This is a genomic window from Arthrobacter sp. SPT-J7 (genome assembly GCF_059089965.1).
Genome location: NZ_JBNHFF010000009.1, coordinates 58,754 through 78,221, shown reverse-complemented (window position 1 = coordinate 78,221; position 19,468 = coordinate 58,754). Strand labels below are relative to the sequence as shown.

14 protein-coding genes are annotated in these 19,468 nt (G+C 66.7%); 7 read left to right on the top strand and 7 right to left on the bottom strand.

All coding sequences use genetic code 11. The features are described from left to right. Nucleotides 1–74 precede the first annotated feature (74 nt). From serA to AC5RWX_RS14720, 3 genes are all read left to right on the top strand, one after another. Nucleotides 75–1,664: a phosphoglycerate dehydrogenase gene (gene serA, locus AC5RWX_RS14730; RefSeq protein ID WP_493941722.1), complete on the top strand. Its 1,590-nt coding sequence runs from the start codon at nt 75–77 to the stop codon at nt 1,662–1,664. Between the two features lie 126 nt (nt 1,665–1,790). After that, the gene (locus tag AC5RWX_RS14725; protein WP_493941721.1) at nt 1,791–4,643 is read left to right on the top strand and encodes an ABC transporter permease; all 2,853 of its coding nucleotides are present in this window, start codon (nt 1,791–1,793) and stop codon (nt 4,641–4,643) included. Next, nucleotides 4,640–5,341: an ABC transporter ATP-binding protein gene (locus AC5RWX_RS14720; RefSeq protein WP_493956338.1), complete on the top strand. Its 702-nt coding sequence runs from the start codon at nt 4,640–4,642 to the stop codon at nt 5,339–5,341. Before AC5RWX_RS14725 ends, AC5RWX_RS14720 begins: the two co-directional genes overlap by 4 nt. 474 nt (nt 5,342–5,815) lie before the next feature. Here AC5RWX_RS14720 and AC5RWX_RS14715 read toward each other — a convergent pair whose 3' ends face one another. Further along, on the bottom strand, nt 5,816–6,769 hold the full coding sequence (locus AC5RWX_RS14715; protein WP_493956337.1) for a hypothetical protein: 954 nt from the start codon (nt 6,767–6,769) through the stop codon (nt 5,816–5,818). A gap of 163 nt (nt 6,770–6,932) precedes the next feature. Between AC5RWX_RS14715 and metG the strand changes: the two genes are divergently transcribed. Then, a complete protein-coding gene (metG, locus tag AC5RWX_RS14710; RefSeq protein WP_493941757.1) occupies nt 6,933–8,495 on the top strand; it encodes a methionine--tRNA ligase in 1,563 nt (520 codons plus the stop codon). Between the two features lie 58 nt (nt 8,496–8,553). Here metG and AC5RWX_RS14705 read toward each other — a convergent pair whose 3' ends face one another. Beyond that, the gene (locus AC5RWX_RS14705) at nt 8,554–9,072 is read right to left on the bottom strand and encodes a hypothetical protein (protein WP_493941756.1); all 519 of its coding nucleotides are present in this window, start codon (nt 9,070–9,072) and stop codon (nt 8,554–8,556) included. Between the two features lie 85 nt (nt 9,073–9,157). Continuing rightward, nucleotides 9,158–10,564 (bottom strand): APC family permease, encoded by a 1,407-nt coding sequence (locus tag AC5RWX_RS14700; RefSeq protein ID WP_493941755.1) that lies wholly within the window; start codon nt 10,562–10,564, stop codon nt 9,158–9,160. Between the two features lie 181 nt (nt 10,565–10,745). On the opposite strand from AC5RWX_RS14700, the gene AC5RWX_RS14695 reads away from it, so the two are divergent. Next, nucleotides 10,746–11,081: a cupin domain-containing protein gene (locus AC5RWX_RS14695; protein WP_493941754.1), complete on the top strand. Its 336-nt coding sequence runs from the start codon at nt 10,746–10,748 to the stop codon at nt 11,079–11,081. Between the two features lie 151 nt (nt 11,082–11,232). Here the strand turns inward: AC5RWX_RS14695 and AC5RWX_RS14690 are convergent, their stop codons facing one another. After that, the gene (locus AC5RWX_RS14690; RefSeq protein WP_493956336.1) at nt 11,233–13,749 is read right to left on the bottom strand and encodes an ABC transporter permease; all 2,517 of its coding nucleotides are present in this window, start codon (nt 13,747–13,749) and stop codon (nt 11,233–11,235) included. Between the two features lie 3 nt (nt 13,750–13,752). Continuing rightward, on the bottom strand, nt 13,753–14,526 hold the full coding sequence (locus tag AC5RWX_RS14685; RefSeq protein ID WP_493956335.1) for an ABC transporter ATP-binding protein: 774 nt from the start codon (nt 14,524–14,526) through the stop codon (nt 13,753–13,755). A gap of 481 nt (nt 14,527–15,007) precedes the next feature. Between AC5RWX_RS14685 and AC5RWX_RS14680 the strand changes: the two genes are divergently transcribed. Then, complete coding sequence (locus AC5RWX_RS14680; RefSeq protein ID WP_494097568.1) at nt 15,008–16,138, top strand: LCP family protein; 1,131 nt, start codon at nt 15,008–15,010, stop codon at nt 16,136–16,138. Between the two features lie 65 nt (nt 16,139–16,203). On the opposite strand, the gene AC5RWX_RS14675 is transcribed toward AC5RWX_RS14680, so the two are convergent. Together AC5RWX_RS14675 and AC5RWX_RS14670 are read right to left on the bottom strand one after the other, a co-directional pair. Continuing rightward, nucleotides 16,204–16,905, bottom strand: a complete 702-nt coding sequence (locus AC5RWX_RS14675) for a response regulator (protein ID WP_493956333.1) — start codon at nt 16,903–16,905, stop codon at nt 16,204–16,206. A gap of 118 nt (nt 16,906–17,023) precedes the next feature. Then, nucleotides 17,024–18,205 (bottom strand): sensor histidine kinase, encoded by a 1,182-nt coding sequence (locus AC5RWX_RS14670; protein ID WP_493956332.1) that lies wholly within the window; start codon nt 18,203–18,205, stop codon nt 17,024–17,026. Nucleotides 18,206–18,345: 140 nt separating this feature from the next. Between AC5RWX_RS14670 and AC5RWX_RS14665 the strand changes: the two genes are divergently transcribed. Then, the gene (locus tag AC5RWX_RS14665) at nt 18,346–19,410 is read left to right on the top strand and encodes a 3-isopropylmalate dehydrogenase (RefSeq protein WP_493956331.1); all 1,065 of its coding nucleotides are present in this window, start codon (nt 18,346–18,348) and stop codon (nt 19,408–19,410) included. The last annotated feature ends 58 nt before the right edge of the window (nt 19,411–19,468 follow it).

Genomic DNA, 19,468 nt, shown 5'->3' with positions numbered 1-19,468 from the left:
AGCCGTTCTAGACTGGAGGCACCCCCATCGATAAGCACGGCCATCACCATGCATGCAGCGAAGGAACAACCCCTGTGGAAAAACCAGTAGTTCTCCTTGCCGAGGAACTCTCCCCAGCTACCATCGAAGCCCTCGGGCCTGACTTCGAGATCCGACAGACCGATGGAGCCGACAGGTCCCAGCTGCTGACTGCGATTGCCGACGTCGACGCCGTCCTGGTCCGCTCCGCCACCAAGGTGGACGCCGAAGCCATTGCCGCGGCCAGGAACTTGAAGATCATCGCCCGCGCCGGCGTGGGCCTGGACAACGTGGACATCAAGGCCGCCACCCAGGCCGGTGTCATGGTCGTGAACGCGCCGACCTCCAACATCATCTCCGCCGCGGAACTGACCATCGGTCACATCCTGGGCCTGGCCCGCCACATCCCGGCCGCCAACGCCTCGCTCAAGGGCGGCGAGTGGAAGCGCTCCAAGTACACCGGCACCGAGCTCTACGAAAAGAAAATCGGCATCATCGGCCTCGGCCGCATCGGCGCACTGATCGCCGCGCGGATGCAGGCTTTCGAGACCCAGATCCTGGCCTACGACCCGTACGTGACCAGCGCCCGCGCCGCCCAGCTGGGCGTGCAGCTGGTCAGCCTGGACGAACTGCTCGAGCAGTCGGACTTCATCACCATCCACATGCCGAAGACCCCGGAGACCGTGGGCATGATCGGCGCCGAGGCCTTCGAGAGGATGAAGGCCAGCGCGTACGTCGTCAACGTGGCCCGCGGCGGCCTGATTGACGAAGCCGACCTGTATGACGCGCTGAAGGAAGGCAAGATCGCCGGCGCCGCCATCGACGTCTTCGTCAACGAGCCCAGCACCGACCTGCCGTTCTTCGAACTGGACAACGTAGTGGTTACCCCGCACCTGGGCGCCTCCACCGCGGAAGCCCAGGAAAAGGCCGGCATCTCCGTGGCCAAGTCGGTGCGCCTGGCGCTGGCCGGCGAGCTGGTGCCCGACGCCGTGAACGTCGCCGGCGGCGTGATCGCGCCGGACGTCCGCCCAGGCATCCCGCTGATCGAAAAGCTCGGCCGCATCTTCACCGCGCTCACTCACGATTCGGTGACCCAGATCGACGTCGAGGTCGCCGGCGAAATCGCCGAGTTCGACGTCAAGGCGCTGGAACTGGCCGCGCTCAAGGGTGTGTTCAAGGACGTGGTTTCGGAGCAGGTCTCCTACGTTAACGCCCCGGTACTGGCCGAACAGCGCGGCATCAACACCCGCCTGATCACCACCACCGAGTCCGAAGAGTACCGCAACGTGCTCACCATCCGCGGCGCGCTGTCCGACGGTTCGCAGATCTCCGTATCCGGAACCCTGACCGGCCCCAAGCAGATCCAGAAGATCGTGGCCATCAACGGCTACGAAGTGGAAATGGCGATCAGCGAACACGTCATCGTGTTCCTCTACGAGGACCGTCCCGGCGTTATCGGCACGCTCGGCCGGCTGCTGGGCGAGCAGGACATCAACATCGCCGGCATGCAGGTCGCCCGCAATGAGGACGTCAAGCAGGCACTGGCCGTGCTGACCGTGGACAGCGCCCTGCCGCAGGACCTGCTGGACCAGCTCAGCGCTGAAATCGGCGCCGTGGTAGCCCGCGAAGTGGACCTGAAGGACTAACGTTTCCGACGCGCCAAAGCCCGCCCGGTCCTTGCTGTACTCGTAGGGTCGGGCGGGCTTAAGGCATGCACGCGGGTCGATTCCTCGACCACGCGCACCTCATGAGAACCTTAATGCCGGGTCAATGTGACCTTTGACCTCATTGCTGCCGTATGGAGTGATTTTTTGGAAATCCGGTTCAACGCCGCGTCGCGCTTTATGCGCAGCCGGTCGCTCGTGCTCACGGTTGCCGTCCTCATAGCCGCGATGGTTCTCTCCATTTTCGTCCAGGGCCGGGCACAGGCAGCGCTGACCCGGGTGGTGGACGAAAACACCCGCGGCGTCTACGACATCTTGGTCCTTCCCGGTGGCACTGCGGGGGACGAACTGCGCCAGCCTGACTTCCTTTCCGGCACCGGCGGCATCGCCGCGTCTGACCTTGACCAGGTCCGCGGGATCGACGGCGTTTCCGTCGCCGCCCCGATTTCGCTGGTGTCCAAGGTGGTCCAGGACATCGAGTTCCCGCAGCTGAAGGCCACGGACTACGTCGGCTATAACCCGAACATTGAGCAGTACCTGAAGTCGCAGGGCATCAAGGACGCCGTGCCGGCAGCCGAGTGGCCGGAGCCGGCCTCCGTGTTCAACGAGGAAGCAACCAACTACCGGATCACCGCCAAGGCCGTCAGCTCCGACGGCCTGAACGACACCGTCTTGTTTGAAACCGCCGCCGAAGGCTCCCTGGGCCAGGCGAAGCTGAAGGAACTGGACGTTCCCGGCGGCACCAGCCTGCGCACCGTGGCTCCCAAGGGCGAGACCGGAATCAAGTTCCCGGACCCGGCCGGTGGCAGCATGCACGGCGACTTTGACACCACCATTGCGCTGCCGATGCTGCCGCAGATCACCGAAACCGTGGTTGCCGTAGATCCCGCCGCCGAATCCGCGCTGCTCGGCGAGGCCGGCGACTTCCTGGCTCCGCTCAAGCAGGCACCGGAAGCCAGCGACCGCAACGCCCAGGAACTCGGTCAGTATTTCTCGTCGCAGTTCGGCATGGGCATGTTCGCCGAGGGCGGCGAAGGCGCCGCTATCGATGGGCACCCGTTCCAGTTCTGGAGCCCGTTCTTCGTCCAGTACCAGAACGCGGTGGAAGCCGGCACGCTCGACGACGAGTCCCAGGTTATCCCCATGGTGGTCCGGTCGGGCACTGACCTGGACCTGACCTACTCGGTCACCATCGAAGAGTTGGACGACGCCGGCAACACCGTCAAGGAGGTCGGCACCGTCAGCAAGGAGTTGGGGGAGGGCTACCTTCCCTTCGCGTCCAGCAAGCCGTTCCAGCTGCGCTGGCCAGGCGGCGAGGACTACAACTACCTGCTCGGTTCCGGCGGCGTCCAGATGGTCGCCGGCTTGCACCAGCCTCCGGTCTGGACCACCGACTTCATGTCCAACCCGGACTACACGCTCGGCGACGCCGCCAGCAACGGCAGCGCGGAACAGACCGCCAAGCCCCAAGGCTGGATCCAGGTCAACAAGCTGCCGGAGAAGACCCTCCAGTGGCAGCTGGAACCGGACCAGAGCCAGCGCGCGCCGGTGGAAGAGCAGTCCTACCGCAGCACCGTGGATTCCGGCAGCGATTCGGCCACTCCGCTGCCTTTCGTCTACGGCACCTTCGATGCCGCGGCCGTCCGCGAAGCCGCCGGCGACGTGAACTACCTGCCGTTGGGCGGTTACGATCCGACGCCGGTGACGATCACCAAGGACGCCGACGGCAAAAAGGTCGACGAAACGGTGATGAAGCCGGGCCTCAGCGGTGCCGGCCTGGCTGTGCAATCCGCCGGTGCCATCACCGACTTCGCCGGACTTGCCGCAGTCCGCGGCACCAGCCCGGACGAAGCCGTGATCGACGCCGTCCGGGTCCGCGTCAACGCCGGCGGGTCATGGGCCGACGCCGAAGACCAGATCAACGCCGTCGCCGCCGCCATCGAGGACCTCGGACTGGATACCCAGGTCGTTGCCGGTTCGGCGCGCGAAGACGTCTCCATCTACGTTCCGGACTACCACAAGGACGCGTCCGGCACGGTCAGCGACCTCGGCACTGTGCAGCAGTCCTGGGTCCGCCAGGGTGCAGCCGGCGAAGTCCAGGGTGCCCTGAGCGCATCGAGCGCAGCGCTGCTGGCGCTCACCGTCGGCGGTGCGGCGCTGTTGACCGCTGCAAGCTCCGTGGCGTTCACCCGCTCCCGCCGCACCGAAGCCGTGACGCTGCGGGCGATGGGCTGGAACCGGCGCCGCATCCGGTCCTGGTTCCTGAACGAGCTGCTGGTCGGCGGCGTGGCCGTGCTGGCGGTGGCCGTCATCGCCAGTGCCATCAGCCGCAGCGCTGTGACCTTGTGGGTGTCGCTCATCGCGCTGGTTGTTTATGGTGCCTCCGCGTTCATTTCGGCCGCCATGCTCAAGCCGCACCCGAAGGCGGATACCGAACCGTCCGGTGCAGCCGGCGTGCCGTCCGTCAAGACGCCGCTGCAGTTTGCCGCCCGGCAACTGAGCACCAATCGGTTCAACACCGTGGCCATTGCCGTGGCCGTGGCCGTCCTCGGTGCCGCGTCCGGCGCCCTGGTCGCCGTGCTGGCCGACATCCCGCGCGCAGCAGGCAGCACCGCGCTCGGGTCGCTGGCGGCGTCACAGCTCAGCGGACTCAACATTGCGCTGGCGCTGCTCGGCGTCGTGACTGCGCTGCTGTTGGCGCTGATGACCACCCGGTTCGAAGCCCAGCGCAAGCGCGAACAGTTCGCCATCCTCGGCGCCATGGGCTGGACGCCCACGCTGCTGCTGCAGGCCCGCCGCGGCGAAGCCGGTATCACCGCAGCCGTCGCCCTGCCGCTGGCGGTTATCGGCGCCGTCGTAACTGCCCTGTTTATTGCACCGCACGCTGCGGTGTGGGCCGCTGCCGCTGGCATTGTGGCAGTGCTCCTCTGGTTTGTTTTGATGACAAGGACTCGGAAATGATTGAAGAACGCCTGACCCGCGCTGCCATCAAGGAGCGCACCGAGGACCACGCCATGCCGGTGGAGCTGCGGGGCATCACCATCCGGTACGACGGCGGCGCCGAACCTCTGGTGATCGCCGAGGACTTTGACCTCGGCCTCGAAGCCGGGACCATGCACTGCCTGGCCGGCCGCAGCGGCTCCGGCAAGACCAGCATCCTCACCGTGGCGGCCGGGCTCCAGCAGCCCACAGATGGCGAAGTGTTCTGGCAGGGCGATGCCCTCAGCACCATGGACGACGACCAGATCTCCGACCGCCGCCGTGCCCTGATCGGCTACGTGGACCAGGGCGGCGCACTGATCGACGGCATGAGCGCGTTGGAGAACGTGCTGCTGCCGGCCGTTCCCGACGGCCAGGTCGAAGAGCGCACCGAGATGGCCAAGGACCTGCTGGACCTGGTCGGTCTGGGCCGCCGCATGCGGCACCGCCCCGGCCAGCTCTCCGGCGGTGAACGCCAGCGCGTCGCCATCGCCCGCGCCCTGATCCTGGGCACCAAGGTCCTGGTGGTGGATGAGCCCACCGCCAACCTGGACCGCGAACAGGCCAACAAGATCATCCACATCCTCAAGGACACCACCAAGGACGGCATCGCCGTGCTCGTGGCCTCCCACGACCAGGAACTCATCAAGGCCGCGGACAGCAGCACCAAGATGAACTAAGGCCAAAGCCGGATCACTTCTGTGTTGCCGGAGCCTCCTCGACCCTCGCCAGCACTTCTGGCTGGCGGAGTCTCGACCCCACTAGCTTGGGGCGCCTCAGGCCCGCCGAAAGCGCCGTCCCTGAGGAGAGGCTCAAACTCTCAGCCTCCGGCGGCCTTGTTCTGGCCGCCGCTGTCTTGTTGCTACCGGGCCGAGTACGCAGCCCCTGACCTCGGCTCGAGCTCAGGGGATGGCGTCGAAATCACTGTGCACGTCCCCTGACCTCGGCACCAGATCAGGGGATAGCGTCCAGATCACCGGTTACAACCGGAGATCTCGGCGCTAACTGAGGATCTCGCGCGGGGCCGCTCAGACAGGGGGGTCAACGCGACCAGCCGAGCGCAACCGATCCCGCTACGCTCCGCCCGGCTCCGCATCTACTTTGCGCCCCGGCTGGATAGCACAGCGCCGCCAAGCGCCAGCGGCAGGTCCGGTTCATGCTGCCCGGCCGGCGGAGTTGCGGAACGCCTCGTTGTATTTTCTGACTAGCCGCCGCTTGAGGCTGGCGTCGTCGTCCAGATGGCTCCAGCGAACACGGACAATCGTCCAGCCTTCTTCCATGAGACGGGTCTCCCGCTTCCGCTCCGCCAGAATCACTTGCTCGGTGGGCTGAAAGTCGCGGTACTTGCTGTCGCCGTCGAACTCGAAAATGAGCTTCAGTTCAGGCCAGGCGAAGTCAGCGCGGTAAGTGCCCTCGGCTGTCCTGATTTCATGCTGGAGCACCGGCCGCGGAAAACTCCATTCCCGCAATTTCAGCCGCAACCTCGTCTCACCCGTCGATTCGGAGCGGCCGTCCACCGCGGCGAGAACTTGTCGGACACGCGTGATGTGGCGTGTGCTGGCCGCGCCGTCCGCCAGTTCGTGCATCTTTTCCAGACTCGCTCCGCGCTGGAGCGCAGAGTCGGCGATAACAACGGCGAGCTCGAACGGAAACGTGCGGGCACAGTCCAGTACCGTCCGTTCGCGAGAGGTTACGCGAATACCGCCCTCCAACGTCTCCACTTCCTGAGGCGGGATCGAATGGGTATGCCGTACTACGCCCGTGGATGTGTTTTCGCCACGGCGGCCGCGCTGGATCACGTGGATCTGTTCGGGTGCATTCCACACGTGCAGGCCCCACAGCCGTGCTGCCGATGCGTGGCTGCAGACAAGGTCGCCGTTGGACGCAGCATGGTGGGCTTTGATCAGCAGCACGTGCCGGTCCCACGGTTTTTGCGCTCGCCAGTATTCCTCCGAGATGTAGATGCTGCGCCGCAAGCGGAACAAGATCTTTCCACGCACCGCGGCAGCGATCTGTTGCTCCTCAAGTCCGTGCTCCCGCAGTTTTTGGTAGCTGACTATCCGGTCAATGCGGCACTTCTGGCCGGCGCCGCCGATGAGTTCGTTCATGGACTCAACGTGCCCCAGAGCGCGACAGCCGTCGATCCCAGCGCCGCATCTTGTGGATAAAGGACGACGACGGTGCGGCTCGCCCCGGCACCACTGGGCCCTCACCGCGGACACGTCGTTGCGCATTTCGACAACCGCCGAACGCAGAGGGTAATTTCATAGGGTGACCTCCTCTGAGCCCAAGACCCCGTACTACATCACCACGGCCATCACGTACCCTAACGGCGTGCCGCATATCGGCCATGCCTACGAGTACATCGCCACGGACGCGATGGCCCGCTTTAAGCGGTTGGACGGCTACGATGTGATGTTCTTGACCGGCACGGACGAGCACGGCATGAAGATCGCCCAGACGGCGGCCAAGGAGGGCATCACTCCCAAGGAACTGGTGGACCGGAACACGGCGGCGTACAAGTCCGCCCACCAGGTCCTGGAAATCTCCTACGACCGGTTTATCCGCACCACCGATCCCGACCACTACGAGGCCTCCCAAGCTGTCTGGAAGAAGATGGAAGAGGCCGGGGACATCTACCTGGGTAAGTACGAGGGCTGGTACTCGGTCCGCGACGAGGCCTACTACGCCGAGGACGAGACCGAGCTTCGCGAGGACGGCAAGCGCTACTCCATCCAGACGGACACGGAGCTGACCTGGACCGAGGAGGAGAGCTACTTCTTCCGGCTCTCCCAGTATCAGGACAAACTGCTCAAGCTCTACGAAGAGCAGCCGAGCTTCGGCGCGCCCCGCAGCCGCTTCAACGAAGTCATCAGCTTCGTCAAGAGCGGACTGGAGGACCTGTCCATCTCCCGCACCACGTTCGACTGGGGCGTCCCGGTGCCGGGCAATGACAAGCACGTCATGTACGTCTGGGTGGACGCGCTGACCAACTACCTCACCGGCGTCGGCTACCCGGACACCGAGTCCGAGTCCTTCAAGAAGTACTGGCCGGCCGATGTCCACGTGATCGGCAAGGACATCTCTCGCTTCCACGCCGTCTACTGGCCGGCCTTCCTGATGTCGGCCGGGCTGGAATTGCCCAAGCGCGTGATGATCCATGGTTTCCTTAACAACAACGGCGTCAAGATGTCCAAGTCCTTGGGCAACGTCGTGGCCCCGGCTGATTGGGTTGCGCAGTACGGCCTGGACCAGGTGCGCTTCTTCCTGCTGCGCGAGGTCCCCTTCGGTGCGGACGGTTCCTACAGCCACGACGCCGTGGTGGGCCGGATGAACGCGGACCTGGCCAACAACTTGGGCAACCTTGCCCAGCGATCGCTGTCCATGGTGGCCAAGAACTGCGAGGGCAAGGTCCCGCAGCCCGGCACGTTGGCGCCCGAGGACCACGAACTGCTGGCCCGCGCCGAGCGCCTGCTGGAGAAATCGCGCGCGGCCTACGAGGTGCAGGACTTCCACGGCTCGCTCGAAGCCATCTGGACCGTGCTTGGCGACACCAACGCCTACTTCGCGGAGCAGGCTCCCTGGGTGCTGCGCAAAACGGACGTGGAGCGGATGAACACGGTGCTCTACGTGACGCTGGAGGTGCTGCGCATTGTCTCCATCCTGGTCCAGCCGGTCATGCCCACCTCCGCCGGCAAGCTACTGGATGTGCTGGGACAGCACGACGACGGCGCCCGCGACTTTGCGGCGATCGGCTCGGCTTTGGTGCCGGGCACCTCGCTGCCGGCTCCCACACCGATCTTCCCGAAGTACGAGGAACCGGCCGCCGGTTAGCCCCGGCCAGCCGCACGCAACCTGCCTGCGGTCCTCGCGTCTGACGAAACGGCTTCGCCTAGGACGAAGCGAGGAATCTCTGGGCCGCGGTGGCATTCATCATCCGTTCCACGCGTTTCTGCTGGGCCACCGCCTGCGCCTCCAGTTCTTGGAAGCGGAGCGCGTCCAAGCGGGGATCGCTGGGGGCCAGAGCAGCCAAGAGTTGCCACATGCACTGCTTGCCGCGCAGCGCGGACATCAGCGACTCAATCTCGAGCTGGGTTCCCACGCCGCCTGACGCACGCGTCGGATTGAGCGGATTCAGCTTGCTGATAGTGGCCGCGGCCATCGAGCCGAGCCGCTTGAGCTTGTTGCGCCGGTGGCCGAAGCTGCGGTGCAGAGCCTTCAGTTCCCTGCGCTCGGCCGAGAGTTCATCCCGCAGCTTCCGGAACTCGGCTTCGTGGGGAGTACCCGCCCAGGCCTGGCGGACGGCGTCGAACAACTGCACGCCGGCAGCCGAGCCCAGCAGGTGGTAGTCCAAATACGACGCGATGTCCTTCTGGTTCAGCGTGCCTGTCGCCAGTTTGTCAGCGGCCATGGCCTTCCTTTCTGCTGCCTGTCATCTTGAGCGGAGGGATTCCGCCGTCGTTATTACGAGTGTCCTTACCCACCAGAGCCCGAACTCATTCGCCCAGTTCCTCCGGGCGGCGGAACCTGGTCCTCCTGCCGTAGGCACCCCGGTTCCAGAGCCAAGTGACCACCCAGAGCACCAAGCCCAGGCCGATCATCAGGCCGGCAATCTGGTACTCGATCGGATCCTGCGCCCACGGACCCACCAGGAAGAGGCAGGTGAACATGCCGAGGAAGGGCAGCACCGTGGGGATCCGGAAGTGCTTGCGGTCCACCGTGTTCCGGCGCAGCACCAGCACGGCCAGGTTCACGACGGTAAAGACGCCCAGCAGCAGCAGCGCGGTGGTGCCGCCGAGGGCGGTGACGGTCTCGGCCCCCATCACATTGGTGACCACGAAAATCAGGGCAAAGGCGATCAGCGTGGTGAAGATGATCGAGGCCCACGGGGAACGGCGGTTCGAATGCACTTTGCCCAGGAAACGCGGCAGCACGTCCTGGCGGGCCATGCCGTAGAGCAGGCGGCTGGCCATCAGCATGTTGATCAGCGCTGTGTTGGCCACGGCGAACATGGACAGGAACGGATAGAGCACGTCTACCGGCAGGCCCGGTGCGCCGACCTGCACGACTTCCAGCAGCGGCGTTGGGCTCTCCGACAACTGACCGATCGGCACGATGGCCACCGCCGTGATCGACACCAGAAGATACACAATCATGGTGATGCCGAGGCCGGTGAGCATGACTTTGGGGAAAATTCTGGACGGGTCCTTGGTTTCTTCGGCCATGTTGACCGAATCCTCGAACCCCACGAAGGAGAAAAAGGCCAGGGACGTGGCGGCGGTGATGGCAAGGAAAACGCTCTTATCATCGGAGGTTTCGAAGACCATCACCCGGCTGAAATCCACATTGCCCTGGCTCATCGCCCAGAATCCGATCAAGATCACGATCAGCAGGCCGGTGAACTCCACCAGGGTCAGCACTACGTTGAACTTCACCGATTCGCTGACGCCGCGGAGGTTGATGGCGGCCAGGACGGCCATGAAGATGATGGCCACCCAGGTCACGCCGGTCTGGTTCCAGTCCAGATTGAAGCCGGCAATGAAGTTCTCGCCCAGAAACTTGGCCGCGGTGGAGGCCGAAGTGATGCCGGAACTGAGCACGGCGAACGTCACCAAAAAGGTGAGGAAGTGGATCCCGAAAGCCTTGTGCGTATAGAGCGCTGCGCCGGCCGCCTGCGGGTACTTGGTCACCAGCTCCAGATAGGAGAACGCGGTGATGGTGGCCACGACGAAGGCCAGCAGCAGTGGGGCCCAGGCCGCGCCGCCCACTTCGCCGGCCACCTGCCCGGTCAGCGCATACACGCCGGTTCCCAGGATGTCGCCCACGATGAATAGCAGCAGAAGCTTGGTGCCGAGGGCCCGCTTCAGCTCCGGCTGCTCCTTCGTTGCAGTGGATCCGCTCACGATCTACCTCCGTCCACGCGGCGCTTGGCGCTGACCTATCGGGCCAAAGTAGCACTCGGCACGGACGATGTCTGCGGCGTGGACCCGCGCAGGGGAGGAGCACGCCCAGATTGCTGCTGCCTAGGCCTGCAGTGGTCCAATCGGTAGAGTGTCGGCTACTCCGTTGCGGAAGGATGTTCCGATGACTTACAAAACGTTGTCGTTCAACAGTCTGCGCCCTGCTGCGGGCGCCGCGGTCTTCCATGGCTCCGAACACGGCGCGCATGCGTCCTTCTTCGTCAATTCCCGCGGCGCCGAGCGCCACCGCCACCCGTATGAAGAGATTTTTGTACTGCTCGACGGCGAAATCGACTTCACCATCGACGACGAGTCCGGCCATGCAACCTCCGAGACCGTGATTGTCATCCCCGCCCATACCTGGCACGAGTTCACGGCCACCACCGCCGGCGGCGTGAAGATGGTCAACATCCACCCCGTCGCAGAAATGAAAACGGAATGGGCTCAAGTCAGCCCGTGACCCCGGGAAGCACTAATCAGCAGGCGCCCTTTTCCGGTGTGAAAACGGCGCCTGCTGATTCTTCGAGTGCGCGGGCGGCACAGGCCTCGGCTGTGCAGGACGGCGACGACGACGGTGTCCCGGCGTGGCTGCCCCCGTCCCGGTAAACCGACTAGACCGTCGCCAGGCCTTCCACAGGGGAGAGGCGGGCGGCGCGGCGGGCCGGCATCACGGAGGCCAGCAGACCGGCCACCACGGCGACGGCCAGCACGGCCAGCAGTTGCAGCCACGGCACGTCCGGCACCACAGTGGCGAAGGCTCCCAGCGCGGACTGCGCGCCGAGCCAGCCGTACACCGCGCCCAATACCGCCCCGATCAGCGCGGCGACGCCGGCGATCAGCACCGCCTCCAGCGCCAGCATGCCGCGCAGCTGAGACTTGGTCAGCCCCAGTGCACGGAGCAGCGAGGACTCCTGCGTGCGCTCCAGCACGGAGAGCGAGAGCGTGTTCGCCACTCCGACCAGCGCGATCAGCACGGCCACGGCCAGCAGCCCGGTGACCACCAGCAGCAGCACGTCGATCACCTGGTTGAACGCGGCTCGTTCCACCGCGGCGCCGGAGATCTGGTATTCGTTGACATCCAGTCCCGCGGCCAACTGGGCGCGCAGCTCAAGCAGGGCCCCGGAGTCCAGCTCGCGGTCCACCGAGACCCAGAGCTGCGGCAAGGACGAGTAGTAGTCCTCGCTGTCGGCGGGCGGCAGCTCCGGCACGCCGATCTCGGCGGCCACAGCGGAGGAGATCAGCGGCGGCAGCGTCCGGCTGTCCGCCTCCACCACGGTCAGTTCCTTATAGCCCCGGCTGCCGGTGACGGTCAGGGTCTTCAGTTCGGAGCCCTGCGGCATCAGTACCGTGTTCCCGTCGAGCACCAGCGTTTTGTCCTGCAGCAGGTCCAGCTGCTCCGGTGCCAGCTGGTACACCCCGGTGCGCGACCCGTGCACCTCGGCGTATCCGCCGTTCGTGACCAAGCCGGCGGCTGCAACGCCGTCGTAATTCAAAGCGGTGGCCGCCGCCGAAGCATCCAGCGGCCGCCCCTCCAGCGTGAGGTCGCCAACGGACAGGTCCACCGGATACTCCGCGCCCAGCTGGCCGTCGAAGGCGGTCCGCGACGTCTGCGCGCCGGTCATCATCATCGCCACCAGGGTCACGCCGATCAGCAACGCCGTGGCGGTGGCGGAGGTGCGGCCGGGGTTGCGCACGGCATTGACCGCCGCCAGCTTCCCCGGGACGCCGGCCGGCTTCGCCAGGGTTCCGACGGCGGTGACCAGCGGCGGGATGAACAGCGTGGCGCACATGAGCAGCCCGATGAAGGAGAGCATGCCGCCGGGCAGGGCGATCAGCAGGTTCGCCGAGACCGCGCCCAGAGCGAGCACGACGGCGCCGCCCACCGCAAGCGCGACGCCCACCGCGAGCCGCACCTTGCCCTTGCGGTTGCCCGCGCGGGCCTCGTCTGCGGGGCGCAGGGCGGCCAGCGGGGCCACGCGCGTGGCGGCGCGGGCCGGAGCCAGCGCGGCCAACACTGTCATCAGGATCCCGACCAGCAGACCGATGACCACGGCGGCCGGGGGAACGGCGAGCGTGGCGAACTCGGTGTCAGGCTGCCGCTGGAGCACGGCGACGATTCCGGCCATCAGGCCCACCGCGCCTAGCACGCCCGCCACGGAGGCAGTGATGCCAACCAGCACGGCCTCGGCCAGCACGGACCGGCGGATCTGCCGGCGGTCGGCCCCGATGCAGCGCAACAGCGCCAGCTCGCGGGTCCGCTGGGCGATCAGCACCGAGAAGGTATTGGCCACCACCAGGGCGGAGACCAGCAGGGCCACCAGCGCGAACGCCAACAGGACAATGGTCAGCTGGTCGGTGCCGCCGGTCAGGCTGGCCACCACGGCCTTGGTCTGCTCGGCGGCCGTGTTCACCGTGGCCTCCGGGAATCCGGCGTCGGCCAGCGCGGCGGCCACGGCTTCCTTGACGGGGGTGGCGTTGGCGCCGGCGGCCAGGTCCAACTGGATGTTGCGCAGCCACATGTTGTCCTCGCCCGCCAGCTGCTGCTGCAGGGCGTCACTGGCGAAGAGCTGAGGCTGGCCCATCATGAACGGGTCCTTGGACGGCTTGACGATGCCGGAGACCGTCAGTGCGCTCCCCGCGGCAGCCACGTCCTCGGCGGCGACCATGCCGGCGGGCGGAGCCAGTTCCAGCTGGTCGCCCACGGACAGGCCCTGTTTCTCGGCGGTTCCGGCGTCCACGGCTACCTCGCCGTCGCCCGGGAGCGCGCCGTCGAGCAGTTCCAGGTTTTCCAGCCCGGCCGGCGCGGTGTTCTGCAAGGCACCGTAGCCGGCACCGGCGGCGGAGCCGAAAGCGATGGAGGCCTGCCGGTGCGTGTACACCTCGGCCACGCCCGCTGCTCCGGCCGCGGCGTCCACCGCGGCCGCGTCCAGCTGCTTGTCCGGGCCCTCTGAAACCACCAGGTCAGCGTTGCGGAACGTGGCGCCGACGCTGTTGCCCAGCGAGGCTTCCGTAGAGGCGTTCACCATCAAAGTGGCGGTGAGGAAACCCACCGCCATCACCACGGCAAGCCCGACGGCGATGAACCGCCGTGCGTGCTGCCGCACCTGTGCGAGTGCTACCTGCAGCATGGCCTAGGCCCCCAGCTTGGCCAGCGCGGCCAGGATGGTGTCGGTCTCCGGGCGGTCCAGCTCGCCGACCAGCGCGCCGTCGTTCATCAGCACCACACGGTCCGCGTAGGAGGCCGCCACCGGATCGTGCGTGACCATGATGATGGACTGGCCCATCTCCTGGCAGGACCGGCGCAGCAGCGAGAGCACTTCGGCGCCCACCTTCGAGTCAAGGTTGCCGGTGGGCTCGTCGCCGAACACCACGTCGGGGCGGGTCAGCAGCGCCCGGGCCACGGCCACGCGCTGCTGCTGTCCGCCGGACAGCTCGTGCGGGCGGTGCGCCAGCCGGTCGGTCAAGCCCAGGGTCTTGGTGACATGGCTGAACCAACCCTTGTCCACCGTGCCGTTGGCCAGCGAGATGGGCAGCGTGATGTTCTGCTCCGCGGTTAGCGTGGGCACCAGGTTGAAGGCCTGGAACACGAAGCCCACGCGCTCGCGGCGCAGCTTGGTCAGCTGGGCGTCGTTTAATCCGGTTATTTCCGTGCCGCCGATCCAGATGTTGCCCGAATCGGCGGTGTCCAGCCCGGCCAGGCAATGCATCAGGGTGGACTTGCCGGAGCCGGACGGGCCCATGATCGCGGTGAACGTGAAGGCGTCGAAGCTGGCGTCCACATTCTTGAGGGCGTGCACGCGGGTATCGCCGGTGCCGTAGGTCTTGTTCAGGCCGCGCGTGGCCGCGGCCGAGGCGGCGCGGTCCGGGGCGGCGCCGGCCAATGATTGCTCAGTTCTTGTGGTCATACCCCTACGGTAGGGAAGCGGTGCCCCGGTCCGGATCCGCCGCCGGGCTGGTCTTTCGCGCCGCGCCGATCATACCCAGGGTGGAGAAGCCTCACGGTGGTGCGCCTCGACTCCGGTCGACGGCAGCGGCACGGTTGGCCGTCAGGGCGGGGTAAATCGGTGAGGGCACCGTTCATGGCGGGTGCCCTCACCGATATACGCTGCCCTCGGACGAACAGGCGGCTCCGAAGGCTGGGGCGGAAGACCGGACGGTAGTCGACCAAGCGGGCGCCAGCGAGTGCGTGGAGACCCAGACGGTGCTCGACCAAGCGGGCGCCAGCGAGCGGGTGGAGAAGACCCTAACTGTGCTCGACCAAGCAAGCGCCAGCGAGTGCGTGGAGACTCGCGCGAAGACCGCACCGGCCAAGCAAAACCCTGACCAGGACACGCGGGAAGTGGTGAAACCTTTGTGCTTTGGCCGGTACAACGGAATTATGGGGGCATGAAGCTTGCCCGACTCGCCGCCGTGCCCCTTGTCTCCCTGCTGGTCCTGACCGGCTGTGCCCCGAAGGAGCAGCCGGCCCGGCCGCTGACCTCGGCCACGGCAACCCCCACACCGACCTCCGGCGTGGAAACAGGGAAGATGCCGGCCGCGCTGGCCAAACTGGCTACCGCAATTTACGAGGGCGGCGACCTGAAGGCCAACAAGCGGACCGCCGCTGCGCTCGCGGACCGCAAACCGGTGAAGACCAAGATCACCGTGAAGGCGGCCACCGGCGAATGGAACAAGCAGAAGATGGCCGTCCTGACTTCGGGCAAGGACGTGACCCTCGCCGTCGACAAGCACGGCACCTGGACCGCGGTTGGTGGCTGGTGGCCCTCGCTGGACATCAAGAAGCCCGTGCTGGGCGGCAAACGCCATGTCCTGGTCATCGGCTCCGACGCCCAGAAGAGTAAGGGCGAGAAAGTTCGCGAAGCACGAGCCGACGCGCTTCAGGTGGTCGGCGTGGACGGCGGGGGCGGTGGCGGTATCCTGGGCATTCCGCGTGACCTCTGGGTGAATAGGCCAGGCGGCGGGCAGGCGAAAATCAACGCGGCCATGATGCGGGGCGGGCCCGAGGCGCAGCAGAAGGTCGTATCGGACGTGACAGGCCTGAAGGTGGAGGGCTACATCCTCACCGGTTTCAAGGGCTTCGAAAACCTGGTCGATGACATAGGCGGAGTTACCGTCGACGCCCCCATGCCGGTGCTTGACGTCAAGGCGGGAAAGAGCAAGCTCGACGGCGAGACCGCGCTGGACTTCGCCAGGGAACGAAAGACCCTGCCGGGCGGCGACTTCGACCGCTCGGCGCACCAGGGCGTCCTGCTGCTCGGATTCGCCGCACTGGCCAAGATGAACGGTCCGGCCGGGCTCGTCGACCTGCTCTCCGCCGCAGATCCGGTTGTCGAGACCAACCTGACCGCGGAGCAGGTGCTGACGCTCGGCGCCTGGGCCTATAAGGCGGATCCGCGGAAGGTCGGCGGTGAAGTGCCCGAGCCTCCGTTCGGGTACAGCGCAGACGGCCAGTTCATGCTGCCCCTGGATGCGAAGACACGCCAGATCTTCGACTCCTTCGCCGACGGCAACCTGTAACCAGGCAACCTGTAACCCGGCCGACCGCAGCGCAGCTCGAACCGGTCGGCCCCGGGCGCGGCACCCTACGGCGCAACCACTCCGGTCTCGTAGGCGATCAGCACGGCCTGCACCCGGTCGCGCGCGTTCAGCTTGGCCAGAATGTGGCCCACATGGGTCTTTACCGTCGCCTCGGACAGGAACAGCTGCCCGGCGATCTCCGGGTTGGACAGCCCCTGAGCGATCAGCGCGAACACTTCGCGCTCCCGGGGCGTGAGCGTCTCGACCGCGGCCTGGCTGCGGCTGGCCGCCGGGCTCGGCGCGCGCAGCAGCGGTGCCACGTGTTCCAGCAGCCGCCGGGTGGTGGACGGCGCGATGACCGCGTCGCCCCGGTACACCGTCCGGATGGCCCCCAGCAGTTCCTCCGGCGGCGCGTCCTTGAGCAGGAACCCGCTGGCTCCGGCCTGGACGGCGGCCAGCGCATACTCATCCAGGTCAAACGTGGTCAGCACCACCACCTTCAGCTCCGCCCGGTCCGAACCGGCAGGCTGCGCGGCGGCGGTGTCCAGCAGCCGGGTGGTCGCCTCAATCCCGTCCATCCCCGGCATGCGCACATCCATCAGCACGACGTCGGCGCGCACCTTGCCGAGTGCGCTCACGGCCTCGCGCCCATCACCTGCCTCCGCCACCACCTCGAGGTCCGGCTGGGAATTGATCAGCATCTTGAAGCCGCCGCGGACCAGTTGCTGGTCGTCAACAAGGGCAACGCGGATAGGGGAGTCGGTCATCGGGATCTTTCTAGGTCGGGCCGGGGAGCAAGGTGGGTTGGGGCGGTCTGGGGAACAAGGTGGGCGGTGGCGGACAGTTCGCGGCCGGCGGGCAGGTTGCCGGCGGCCGCGTCCGGCCTCAGGCTTCGGTGTACGGGATGAAGGCGCGGACCTGGAATCCGCCGCCGGTGCGCGGTGCGGCCACGACCGTTCCATCGTAGAGCGCCAGCCGTTCGGCCATCCCGGTGAGGCCCTGCCGGCTCCCCGCGGTGGCCGGATCAGCGGCGGCGCCTCGGCCGTCGTCGTTGATCTGCAGTTCCAAGCCGCGGACGGTCCACTCCAGGCGCACCTGCGCTGAGGCCTCCGGACCGGCGTGCTTAAGGACATTGGTCAGGCCTTCCTGCACCACCCGGTAAGCGGTCAGTTCGGCACCCGCCGGCATCAGGCGCCTGGGTTCGCCGGCCTGCTCCAACTGCACCTCCAGCCCGGAGCGGCGGACCGTGTCAACCAGGGTTTCCACGTCGGCCAGCGTCGGCAACGGCCGGGTGGATGCGATTTCGTCTCCGCGCAGCACGCCGAGCAGCCGGCGCATGTCCTGCAGCGACGTGCGGCCGGTTTCGGCGATGGTGGCCAGGGTCCCGGTGGCAATGGCGGGGTCCTGCGCGCTGGCGTACCGGGCGCCGTCGGCCTGCGTAATGATGACGGAGAGCGAATGCGCAACGATGTCATGCATCTCGCGGGCTATGTGGCTGCGCTCATCGGCAGCGGCCAGATCGCGCTCCTGCTGCCGTTCCACCTCGAGCCTGCGGGCCCTGTCCTCCAGCGCTTGCACGGTCAGCCGCCGGTTGCGGACCAAATCGCCAAACATCCAGCAGGCGAGCACTAAGGCGTCGACTGCCACCAGGGCCAGCAGGTAGAACGGCGCGGTGCCGCCGGTGAACGGGGCGGCGATGCCGTAGCGGATGACGTACATCGCCCCGCCCAGCAGCGCCAGCACCAAGCCGCCCAGGCTGGCCCAGCGGGGGCCGTACGCCGCCAGCGAGTAGACGGTGACCAGCACCAACACCTGCGCGGGCAGCGGCTCGCCGATAAAAGCCACGTTGAGCAGGGCCGCCGTCGCCATTGCCAGTCCCGCCTGCCAGGGATGCGTGCGGCGCCACGCCAGCGGGACAACCAGCATGGCGGACAGGACGAAAGCCGCCAGCTGGGCCATCGCCAAATACGGCAGCACAAACACCGCCAGCGCCGCCAGCATCACGATCAGGTCGACCTTGCCGGTGTTGGCCTGGAGCCAGCGGTAGATTTTGTGGTGCACGCCCATGACTCCCAACTTTAGGATGCCCGCGCCGGCCGCCGCGTCATGCCCAGGGCTGAGTCTGGCTGTCGTCCTTCCCCGCTGCCGCCCGTTCACATAGTGGGACGGTTTGCCCAGAATGTGGACCCCCTCCCTAAAATAAGTCCATGAGCGCAGTAACTAAGGCATTCTCCCTGGCAGTCATCCCCGGCGACGGCATCGGTCCGGAGGTCGTGGCGGAGGCGGTGAAGGTCCTCGAGGCGGCAACTGCCGGCGGCGAGGCCACCTTCGAGCTGACCGAGTACCCGCTGGGGGCCGAGCACTGGCTGGCCACCGGCGAGACCCTGCCGGAGGAAACGCTGGAGCAGCTCCGCAAGCATGACGCCATCCTGTTCGGCGCCGTCGGCGCCGCCCCGGGTGACACCCGCATCCCGTCCGGCATCATCGAACGCGAGATGCTGCTCAAGCTGCGCTTCTCGCTGGACCATTACGTGAACCTGCGCCCGGCCAAGCTGCTGCCCGGGGTCGCCAGCCCGCTGGCGAACCCCGGCGAGGTGGACTTCGTCGTCGTCCGCGAAGGCACCGAAGGCCCTTACGTGGGCAACGGCGGTGCGCTGCGGGTGGGCACGCCGCACGAAATCGCCACCGAGGTCTCGGTCAATACCGCCTACGGCGTCGAGCGCGTGGTCCGCGATGCCTTCCGTCGCGCCTCCGCCCGCCGCAAGAAGCTCACGCTGGTGCACAAGCACAACGTGCTGGTCCACGCTGGCCACCTGTGGCGCCGCACCGTGGAGACCGTCGGCGCGGAGTTCCCGGAGGTCGCCGTCGATTACCTGCACATCGACGCGGCCACCATCTTCATGGTCACCGATCCGGCCCGTTTCGACGTGATCGTCACCGACAACCTCTTCGGCGACATCATCACCGACCTCGCCGCGGCGATCACCGGCGGCATCGGCCTGGCGGCGTCCGGAAATATCAACATGGACCGCACCGCGCCGTCGATGTTCGAACCGGTCCACGGCTCGGCGCCGGACATCGCCGGGCAGCAGAAGGCCGACCCCACGGCAGCAATCCTCTCCGTGGCGCTGCTGCTGGAGCACCTGGGCCTGGCGGACTGCGCCGCCCGCGTGCACAAGGCGGTGGAGGACGACGTCGCAGCGCGGGGGAGTGCCTCCCGCAGCACTGCGGAAATCGGCGATGCCATCAGTGCCGCTTTGGCAGTAGGCTAGTTAGCGGTTACTAACCAAAACTATTTATTGACGCACAAGGGCGTGCCCTCACCGCGGA

Excerpts from the sequence above, each read along its gene's own strand:
- AC5RWX_RS14690 (WP_493956336.1), bottom strand. The coding sequence starts at position 13,749 with ATGCTGCAGGTAGCACTCGCACAGGTGCGGCAGCACGCACGGCGGTTC.
- AC5RWX_RS14685 (WP_493956335.1), bottom strand. The coding sequence starts at position 14,526 with ATGACCACAAGAACTGAGCAATCATTGGCCGGCGCCGCCCCGGACCGC.
- AC5RWX_RS14680 (WP_494097568.1), top strand. The coding sequence starts at position 15,008 with ATGAAGCTTGCCCGACTCGCCGCCGTGCCCCTTGTCTCCCTGCTGGTC.
- AC5RWX_RS14675 (WP_493956333.1), bottom strand. The coding sequence starts at position 16,905 with ATGACCGACTCCCCTATCCGCGTTGCCCTTGTTGACGACCAGCAACTG.
- AC5RWX_RS14715 (WP_493956337.1), bottom strand. The coding sequence starts at position 6,769 with ATGAACGAACTCATCGGCGGCGCCGGCCAGAAGTGCCGCATTGACCGG.
- AC5RWX_RS14670 (WP_493956332.1), bottom strand. The coding sequence starts at position 18,205 with ATGGGCGTGCACCACAAAATCTACCGCTGGCTCCAGGCCAACACCGGC.
- AC5RWX_RS14705 (WP_493941756.1), bottom strand. The coding sequence starts at position 9,072 with ATGGCCGCTGACAAACTGGCGACAGGCACGCTGAACCAGAAGGACATC.
- AC5RWX_RS14720 (WP_493956338.1), top strand. The coding sequence starts at position 4,640 with ATGATTGAAGAACGCCTGACCCGCGCTGCCATCAAGGAGCGCACCGAG.
- AC5RWX_RS14695 (WP_493941754.1), top strand. The coding sequence starts at position 10,746 with ATGACTTACAAAACGTTGTCGTTCAACAGTCTGCGCCCTGCTGCGGGC.
- AC5RWX_RS14665 (WP_493956331.1), top strand. The coding sequence starts at position 18,346 with ATGAGCGCAGTAACTAAGGCATTCTCCCTGGCAGTCATCCCCGGCGAC.